This window comes from Streptomyces sp. NPDC086519, assembly GCF_040686075.1.
Classification (GTDB): domain Bacteria; phylum Actinomycetota; class Actinomycetes; order Streptomycetales; family Streptomycetaceae; genus Streptomyces; species Streptomyces shenzhenensis.
Window position 1 is genome coordinate 113,360 of sequence record NZ_JBFBJL010000029.1, and the last position, 8,853, is coordinate 122,212.

The 8,853-nt window shown below is 73.9% G+C and carries 8 protein-coding genes; all 8 read right to left on the reverse strand.

Annotated features, from left to right (window positions below):
• Positions 1-92: 92 nt before the first annotated feature.
• Positions 93-371, reverse strand: a complete 279-nt coding sequence (locus AB0P24_RS26660) for a helix-turn-helix transcriptional regulator (RefSeq protein ID WP_365798156.1) — start codon at positions 369-371, stop codon at positions 93-95.
• Between the two features lie 245 nt (positions 372-616).
• Positions 617-1,900 carry an MFS transporter gene (locus tag AB0P24_RS26665; RefSeq protein ID WP_365798159.1) on the reverse strand — a complete coding sequence of 428 codons (1,284 nt, stop codon included), beginning with the start codon at positions 1,898-1,900 and terminating at the stop codon, positions 617-619.
• Positions 1,897-4,857, reverse strand: coding sequence for an amino acid adenylation domain-containing protein (locus tag AB0P24_RS26670; RefSeq protein ID WP_365798161.1), 2,961 nt, complete (start codon positions 4,855-4,857; stop codon positions 1,897-1,899). Before AB0P24_RS26670 ends, AB0P24_RS26665 begins: the two co-directional genes overlap by 4 nt.
• Positions 4,858-5,041: 184 nt before the next feature.
• Positions 5,042-5,881 carry an SDR family oxidoreductase gene (locus AB0P24_RS26675; protein WP_365798163.1) on the reverse strand — a complete coding sequence of 280 codons (840 nt, stop codon included), beginning with the start codon at positions 5,879-5,881 and terminating at the stop codon, positions 5,042-5,044.
• A complete protein-coding gene (locus tag AB0P24_RS26680) occupies positions 5,878-6,591 on the reverse strand; it encodes an alpha/beta fold hydrolase (protein WP_365798165.1) in 714 nt (237 codons plus the stop codon). Before AB0P24_RS26680 ends, AB0P24_RS26675 begins: the two co-directional genes overlap by 4 nt.
• A complete protein-coding gene (locus tag AB0P24_RS26685; RefSeq protein WP_365798167.1) occupies positions 6,588-7,334 on the reverse strand; it encodes an alpha/beta fold hydrolase in 747 nt (248 codons plus the stop codon). The genes AB0P24_RS26680 and AB0P24_RS26685 overlap by 4 nt, the downstream gene beginning before the upstream one ends.
• An 80-nt stretch (positions 7,335-7,414) precedes the next feature.
• Positions 7,415-7,621: an MbtH family protein gene (locus AB0P24_RS26690; protein ID WP_365798169.1), complete on the reverse strand. Its 207-nt coding sequence runs from the start codon at positions 7,619-7,621 to the stop codon at positions 7,415-7,417.
• 133 nt (positions 7,622-7,754) lie between these two features.
• The coding region (locus AB0P24_RS26695; protein ID WP_365798171.1) for a condensation domain-containing protein at positions 7,755-8,853 on the reverse strand (1,099 nt) is incomplete at its 5' end.

Here is an 8,853-nt window from a genome sequence, read left to right on the forward strand (position 1 = left end):
GTCCCGGGCGGGTACACGTAAATCGGCCGCGAATCCCTAAGTCCCCCCCGGGGGCCCCGCCGGCTCGGCCGGCGGGACCCCGTGTCTCATGGCTACCGTGCGGCCGACGGCTGCACCTCGCCCTCGGCCACCGCCCGGGCCGTCAGCGACGCGGGGCGCAGCAGCCCCAACTCGACCGCCAGGAGCACTAGTTGCGAACGGTTGGTGACGCCGGCCTTCCTGCGGACCCGCCGGATGTGGGTGTCCACGGTGTGCGGGCTGATGCCGAGACTGCGTGCGATGGCCTGGTAGGTGCCGCCCCGGCAGAGCTGTACGAGGACTTCCCGTTCTCGGGCGGTGAAGGACGGATGGACGAGGTTCTGCGAGGACATAAGAGCCCCTAGTGCTAGGCGAATGGACCCGGCTCGGCAGCGTGCTCGGCCGGTACGGTCAGTCACCCCAGGAACTGTCGACGCCACGCGACGGCTACTTCGCCGGCACGGGGCCACGACGACGGTCACGGCCACGCGGATCCAGGCAGGCACCTCGTGGCGAATGGCCAGTTCTCCTGACGGTACGAAGCGTGGGCCGGTCTCCAGCCCCCGCCCCGTACCAGCCTGCGGAACCCCGCGGCGCCTCACCAGGCGGGAGGCACGTCAGCTAGGTGCTTGGCATCAGGAGGACATGGCGACACAACGGGCGAACCGGTCTCCCCCCGGCGCAGTGCCGGTGCCAGGACGGCCAGGACGGCCAGGACGGCCGCACCGGCCAGGAGCAGGGGGACACGGATCGCGGTCGCGGACGCGGCGACCCCGGCGAGCACACTGCCCACCGGGTTCAGCCCCCAGGTCATCATGCGGTAGACACCCGAGACCCGGCCCAGGGCGGCCGGCGGGGTCAGGCGCTGGCGACGGCTGGAGCACAGCACGTTCCACAGGCCGAGCCCGATTCCGGCCAGGCAGCAACCGCCCCAGAGCACCGCGGGCCGCTGGGACAGGCCGAAGGCCGTGAAACCCGCCCCCGCCGCCGCCAGCCCCGCGATCATCGCGCGGGCACCGGCCAGCCGTGCGGGCAGCCGGGTGGGCAGCGCGGCGCCCAGCAGGGTGGCGATGCCGAACACGGCCACCAGAAGACCGACCCCGTGCGGACCCAGCTGTTCCACGGCGTACAGCGGCAGAAGAGTGTTGACGGCCGAGACCGCGAGGCCGGCCACGGCCACCAGCACGGCCAGAACCCGCAGTTCGGGGTGGGTCAGGAGCAGACGGGCGCCCTCGGCCATCTCCGACTTCAGGGACCCGCGCCGCGCGGCCCTGGCGGGCACCCGCTCGCCCGGCAGGGGGATCGTCGCGGCCAGCAGGGCGGCGGCGACGAAGGTGGAGCCGTCTAGAGCGAACGCCCACACCGGCCCGACCACGAAGATCGCACTGCCGGCGAGGGGGCCGACGAGCCCTGTCGCCAGCATGCCGATCGAGTAGTAGCGGGAGTTGGCCCGCTCCAGTTCGCCGGGGGGCACCAGCCTCACCGTCATCACCTGTGACGCGGGGTCGGCGAAGAGTTCGAGCGTGGTGAGGACGAACGCGAACGCGCACAGCACGGCGAGCGTGTCCACGCCGGCGCTCAGCACCACCACCAGGCCCGTCGTCGCCAGCGCCCGCAGGGCGTGGGCCACCACCAGCACCGTACGCGGCGGCAGCCGGTCCACCAGCGTCCCCACGGGAAGCGCCCCGAGCAGCCAGGGAAGTGTTTCCGAGGCCGCCACCGCCGCCATGTCCAGCGGGTCGTGGTGGTGCACGGCGACGTACAGGGGCAGGGCGACCGACCGGACGCCGTCCCCGCACATCGAGACGGCCCAGGCCCAGGACAGCCTGCGGAACGCCGACGACCGCACGCCGTACGGGCGTTCGCGCGGCCGGCAGCTCATGCCCGGGCCGTCGGCGCCAGCACGGCCGCGAGCCGGCGCACCGTCGGGTGGAGGTAGAGCTCGCGCATGGGAAGCGGCGGCAGGTGCCGGTCCGACATGGCGGCGGCCACGCGGACGGCGTAGAGCGAGTTCCCGCCCAGGGAGAAGAAGTTGTCGTCAGGGCCGACGGGCACCCCGAGCACCGCTTCCCACACCTCGGCCAGGCGGCCCGCCAGCTCCGCGACCGGCGCCCCGGCGTCGCCGGGTGCCGCGGACGGGCTGGGCGGCACCGCGGAGGGGACCGTCGTCGCGCGCGGGACGACCGGGGGCGGAAGCCTGCGGGTGTCGAGTTTGCCGTTGGCCGTCAGCGGCAGTTCCCGCAGGGCTGTGACCGTGGTGGGGAGCATGTACCCGGGCAGCAGGGTGGCGGCCCGCGCCCGTACCGCCGCCGTGTCGTCGCCGCGGAGCACGACGTAGGCGTCGATGCGCACCGCGGCGGCGTCGTTCGCGTCCTCGCCCGCCACGAGCACCGCGGCCGCCCGCACCGCCGGATCGTCCAGCAGGACGCCGCGGATCTCGTCGAGTTCGATGCGGAACCCGCGGATCTTCACCTGGTTGTCGAGCCGTCCCAGATGCTCGAGGCGTCCGTCGGGCCGCAGCCGGCCGCGGTCGCCGCTGCGGTACATGCGTCCGCCGGAGAACGGGTCGGGCAGGAACCGCTCGGCGGTCAGTTCGGGCCGCCCCAGATACTCCAGTGCCACGCCCTCACCGCTGACGTGGATCTCGCCCGGGGCGCCGAACGGCTGCGGCCGGCCACGTTCGTCCAGCACGTGTACGCGCCAGCCGGGCAGTGCGGGTCCGACCGACCTCGAACCGGTGAGTGCCTCGCGCCGGGTGACGGTCTGCGCGGTGACGTGCACCGTGGTCTCGGTGATGCCGAACATGTTGACGAGGCGGCAGTCCGATTCCGGGTGGCGGTCGAACCAGCCTCGCAGCGCGCGTGTGTCGAGCGGTTCGCCGCCGAAGACGACCAGCCGGAGGGCGAGCCGCGTGCTCCGCCCGCGGTCCGCCTCGACGAGCTGGGCGAACGCCGACGGTGTCTGGTTGAGGACGGACACGCGTTCCTGGGCCAGCAGGTCCCGGAACTCCCCCGGTGAACGGGAGACCCAGTACGGTACGACGACCAGCCTGCCGCCGGTCAGCAGCGGACCCCAGATCTCCCAGACCGAGAAGTCGAAGGCGCTCGAGTGGAACAGCGTCCAGGTGTCCCGTTCGTCGAGGCCGAAGTCCTCCCGGGTGGCGGCGATCAGGGCGACCACGTTGCGATGCGGAACGACGACGCCCTTCGGCCGCCCCGTGGAACCGGAGGTGTAGATCACGTAGGCGGCTTCCCCGGGGCCGCGGCGCGGCGGCACGACGGCCCCGTGCGCTCCCGCCGCGGCCAGTTCGTCCGGGCCGGCGACAGGCACCGAGGTGGCCGCGAAGGCGTCGGTGTCCGTGATGACCAGGGCCAGCCCGGCGTCCTCGGCCGTGTAGGACAGCCGGTCCGCGGGATGGGTCGGGTCCATGGGCACGTACACGGCGTCCGCCTTCAGTACGGCCAGCATGCCGGCCACCAGATCCGCCGAGCGGTCGAGGCACAGCCCCACCCGTTGACCGGGCCGCACTCCGTGGGCGAGCAGTCCCGCGGCCAGCCGGTCGGCCCGTTCGTCCAGTGCCCGGTAGGTGATGTGCTCCCCCTCGAAGGTGATCGCCACGGCCTCCGGCCGCCGGGCGGCCTGCTGTGCGAACGCGTCGTCGAGGCGGCGGGGTGTCCACTCCGGCGTCCGCTCCGACCGGCCCGCGTGTGCCAGCAGCCGCCGCTCGGCGTCGTCGAGCAGGTCGATGTCGAGGGCGACGTCCGGCATGCCGCCCTCCGCGGTCAGGGCGGAGTAGGCGGTCACCACATGGCGCGCGAAGCGTGTCGCGGAGGCGGCGTCGACCTCGCGAAGCCGGTGGTGCACGGTCAGCACGCCGTCGCCCTGGGCGCCGGTGCCGGGTACCAGGGTGAGGTCGAACGCGCCGTCCATGCACGGCAGCACGAGGGGCAGCCCGTCCGGCCCCTGTCGGCCGGGCGCGTCGGGCACGGCACACACGCCCGCCCTGACGCCACGGCCGTCCGCGCGCGTGATCTCGGTGTACGCCGACCGGTCGCACCACGTCTGCGGCGCGGTGACGGCCTGCCGGGCCCGGTCGACGAGCTCGCTCAGGCCGCGGCCGCCGACGTCCACCGGGACCAGGGTGGTGCCCTCGAACGGACCCAGCGCTGTCCCGGGCCGCCCGGGGAACGCCGTGAGAACGGCGATCGCGGGCGTCTCCACCGCCTCGTACCGGGCCTGGACCACGGCTGTCGCGACGACCAGCCGGGCCGTGTCAACGCCCGCTCCGCCCGCGCCGGGAAGCGGCACTTCCACCGTCCCCGTGCTCTCCCCGGCCGCGGGGTCGCCCTCGGCCCAGTCGGCGTGACCGCCGAGGTCCGCGTCGAGCCAGTCCGGCGGCAGCACCCGGCTCCGCGGCCACCGCGGCCCCTGCGGCCGCACCCGGTCGACGGGGACGCGGCCCAGCAGCACGTCGGCCACCAGGCGCAGCGCGGCCATGTCCAGACTGGCGCGATGAGCGGTGAGGATCAGGTCGGCCGCGCCCCCGGGGCCGCTCAGCAGGACGGCACGCAGTCGGCTGCCGGCCGGGACCGGCCGGTGCATCTCCGCGTGCACACGGCTGGCCACGCCCTGGGGCGTGGCCGGCACGCGCTCCGTCCACAGCCGGGGCAGACGGTCCGGAGCGTCCTGCGGCCACCAGGCCCGGACCGCCTCGCTGAAGGTGGCCGCGAGTCTGTCCGCCGATGTCCCGCCGGGCAGGCGGACGCGCAGCGCGTGACAGTGTGCCGCCTGCGAGCGGCCGCTCGGTATCAGAGGGACGTCGGTCCCGGATGCGGGCATGGAGAGCCTCCTGTGCGGTGATGCGATGCGTTCGGTCGGGGCGCGCGGTACGGGGTCGCGCGGCGAGGCGGGATCGGGCGGAGGTACGGGCCGGCCGACTCAGCGGCCGGCTTTGAGGCCGGCTTGGAGACCGACTCAGAGACCGACTCAGAGACCGACCTCAGAGACCGGCTCGGTGGCCGACTCAGCGGCTGGTGAACCCGCCGTCGACGGTGAGCACGCTGCCGGTCACCTGACGGGACCGGTCGGACGCCAGCCACACGGCCGCCTCGGCGATGGAACTGGGCTCGACGAGTTCGTTCATGGGCTGGTCCCGGACGAAGGTCGTCTCGTGCTCGGCCACCGGGATCTCCAGCGCGCGGGCGATCTCCGACAGCATCAGTCCTTCGGCCTCGGCCGCGTCGCGCACCGATCCCGGGCACAGCGCGTTGACCCTGACCTTGAGCGGGGCGAGATCGAGGGCCGCCGCCTTGGTCAGCCCGATCACGCCGTGCTTCGACGCGGCGTAGCCGGCGAAGTGCCGGTAGCCGACGAGGCCCGCCGTCGAGGCGACGTTGACGATGCTGCCGCCGCGCTGCTCCACCATGTAACCGGCCACCGCGCGGATGCCCCGCCACACGCCGGTGAGGTTGATGTCGATCATCACCTCCCACTCGTCCTCGTCGTACTCGTGGACCGGGCGGCCCGAAGGTGCCGCGATCCCCGCGTTGTTGACCAGGACGTCGATCCGTCCGAAGCGCTCGAAGGCGGATCGCGCGGCTGCCCGCGGGGCGCCCGGATCACGGACGTCCGCCTGGCGCACCAGCACGGTCGCCCCGAGGTCGCGGCAGAGGCCGGCGGTGTGGTCGAGCTGGCTCGCGGAGCCCAGGGGGTAGGGCACGCCGGGGACCGGACCGGCCACGTCCAGCAGCAGCAGGTCGGCGCCCTCCCGGGCGAAGGCCGCGGCGCAGGTCCGGCCGATCCCGCGAGCCGCGCCGGTGATCACCGCTGCCTTGCCGGCGAGGAGTCCGCCGCGCGCCGTCATCGCGAAGCCGCCTTCTCGGCCGCCTTGCCGATCAGGGTCAGCAGACGCGTCGCCTCGGTCGTCAGATACATGTGGCCGCCGTCCAGTTCGGCAGTGGTGAAGCCGCCCCGGGTGACGTCGGACCATGCCGCGGCCTGCGCCGCGGTCACGAGTTCGTCGCTCCGCCCGCGCAGCGAGGTGACGGGCACCGTCAGCGGTTCGGCGGACCGGGGCCGGTAGTTCTCGTGCATCTCGACATCCGCACGCAGCAGCGGCAGGAGCAGCTCGCGCATCTCCGGGATCTCCAGCGCCGGGTGCGTGTATCCGGCGAAGCCCCGGATACGGGCGATGAACGCGTCGTCGTCCAGGCCCGTCGCACGCTGTGTCCGGCCGCTCCACGGCCCCGGGGAACCGCTGACGAAGAGTCCGGTGAGCGGCACGGTGCCGGTGGCGGCCAGTCGCCGCACCAGCTCGAAGGCCAGCACCGCGCCGAGGCTGTGGCCGAAGACCATCACCTGCGAGGCCCCTTCCAGACTGCCGGCCACCTCGTCGGCGGCCGCGTCCGCGGCGCTGTGGACGTCGGTGAGCGGAGGTTCGACGAAGCGCTCCTCGCGGCCCGGCAACTGCACCGGCACGATGTCCATGTCCTCGGGCAGCAGAGGCTGCCATTCCCGGAAGAAGGAGGCGCCGGCCCCGGCGAAGGGCAGGCAGACCAGTCTGATGGGCTTCACAGTTCGGGGTCTCCTTGCGGGGGACGGCCGTCGCGCGGGACACGGGCCGCGACGGCGGCGCTGACGCAGGCGACGAGTTCGGTCGCCTGGGGTTCCAGGTAGAAGTGGCCGCCGGGGAAGACCCGGACGGTCAGGTCGGCCGTGGTGGCCTGCTGCCAGGTGGGCAGTTCGGCGACGGGGCACCCCGGGTCGGAGTCGCCGCCGCACACGGTGATGGGGGCGTGCAGACGCCGCAGCCGCGCCGGACGGTAGTGGTCGACCAGCCGGTAGTCGGCCCGCAGCGACGGCAGGACGAGCTGTCGCAGCTCGGCGATCTCGTACACGGCCGCTCTCGGGCCGTCGAGCAGCTGCACCCGTGCCACCAGGTCGTCGTCCGGGCCCCGGTGCAGGGTGCCGGGTGGCCCGGCGTGCGGTGCGCGCTGCGCCGAGACGAACAGGTGGGCGAGGACGCCCGGGGCGCTCTCCTCGACCCGCCGTGCGACCTCGTAGGCCACCATCGAGCCCATGCTGTGGCCGAAGAGCACCAGCGGCCGGTCGAGAAACGGGGTCAGCGCCTCGGCCACCTGGTCGGCAAGCTGCTCGACGCTCTCGGCCGCCGGCTCGTCCAGCCGCTCCTGACGGCCCGGGTACTGCACGGCGAGCAGTTCCACGTCGGACGGCAGCCGGCGCCGCCAGTGCTGGAAGGCGCCGGCCACGCCGCCCGCGTGCGGGAAGCAGACGAGACGGGCCACGGGGTCGGACACGGGGTTCCGGTGGAACCAGGGGGTCGGGAGGGCGGGCGGCGCGCCCGCGAGGACAGGTGCCGCAAGCGAGGTCCCGGCGCTCATGCCATGCTCGCGATCAGGCTCTTGGGCCGCAGGTCGCTCCAGTGGGCCTCGACCCAGTCGAGGCACTCCTGCTTGCCCGTGGCGGCGAGGGCCACGCTCCAGCCGGCCGGGACGTCGGCGAAGGCGGGCCACAGCGAGTGCTGGCCCTCGTCGTTGACCAGAACCAGGAACGAGCCCTCGGCGTCGTCGAACGGGTTGCTCATGACGGTGTCTCCCTATTCGGTGATGGTGTGGGTGAGGTGGGGTGAGGTGGGGTGAGGTGGGGTGAGGTGGGGTGGGGGGTCTGCGGGCGGACGCCGCGGCCGGCCCCGTCCGGCCGCGGCGCGGCGCGGCGGGTCAGCCGGTGGTGTGCCCGGCCAGCCGTTCGGCCAGGCTCACGGGGGTGGGCGACTCGAAGACGGTGCGCGGCCCGACCGGCACCGCCCAGGCCTCCTGGATCCTTCCGGCGAGTCGCAGCGCGAGGAGCGAGTCGCCGCCGAGGAGGAAGAAGTTGTCGTGTCCCAGTACCTCGCCGACCCCCAGCACCTCGGCGAACAGGGACCGCAGCGCTTCCTCGCGCACTCCGCCGGGTCCGGTGGCGGCCGCGGGCCGGACCATGGCGGACCGGGCCCCGTTCGAGCCCACCGCCTGGTGCGGCCGGGCCGCGAAGGCGGTCAGCAGCGCGCTGAGTTCGGCGGCCGCCCAGTCGGTCGTCTCGTGGTCGAGCAGCTCGGGACGGTGCGTGAGGCGCAGACGCAGCCGCGCCCCGGGTACGACGGTCACGCTCAGCGGGTAGTGGTAGGCGTCGACGCCCCGCATGCGTGCGAGCCGCAGTGAGTCCCCCAGCAGCGGGAGAGCGTCCGGAGCGTCCGGATAGTTCTCGAAGACGAGGGCGGTGTCGAAGAGTTCGCCGAGTCCGGCACCGCGCTGGATGTCGGCGAGCGGCAGGTGCTGGTGCGGCGCCAGCTCCGCCTGCTCGCCCTGCACCCGCCGCGCCAGGTCCTCGAACCGCTCCGCCGGATCCACCCGGACCCGCACCGGAACCGTGTTGATCAGCAGACCGACCATGTCCTCCACACCCGGCAGCTCCGGCGGCCGCCCCGACACCGTGGCCCCGAAGACCACATCCCGGCGCCCCGTCAACTGCGCCAGCGTCAACGCCCACGCACTCTGCACCACGGTGTTCAACGTCAGCCCCCGCGCCCGCGCCGCCCCCGCCAGCGCCGCCGTCTCCTCCTCCCCCAGCTCGACGGTGAGGTGCCGGGGCAGTTCGGTGGACGGCACGGAACGGGCCCAGGGCACGAGGAGGGTGGGTTCGTCGAGGTCTTCCAGCGCCCGCTGCCAGGCCTGCCCCGCGGCCGCCCGGTCCTGCCGCGACAGCCACACCAGATAGTCACGGAACGCCACCGGCTCCGGCAGCCCCGCACCCCCGTCCGTGTACAACGCCAGCAGATCA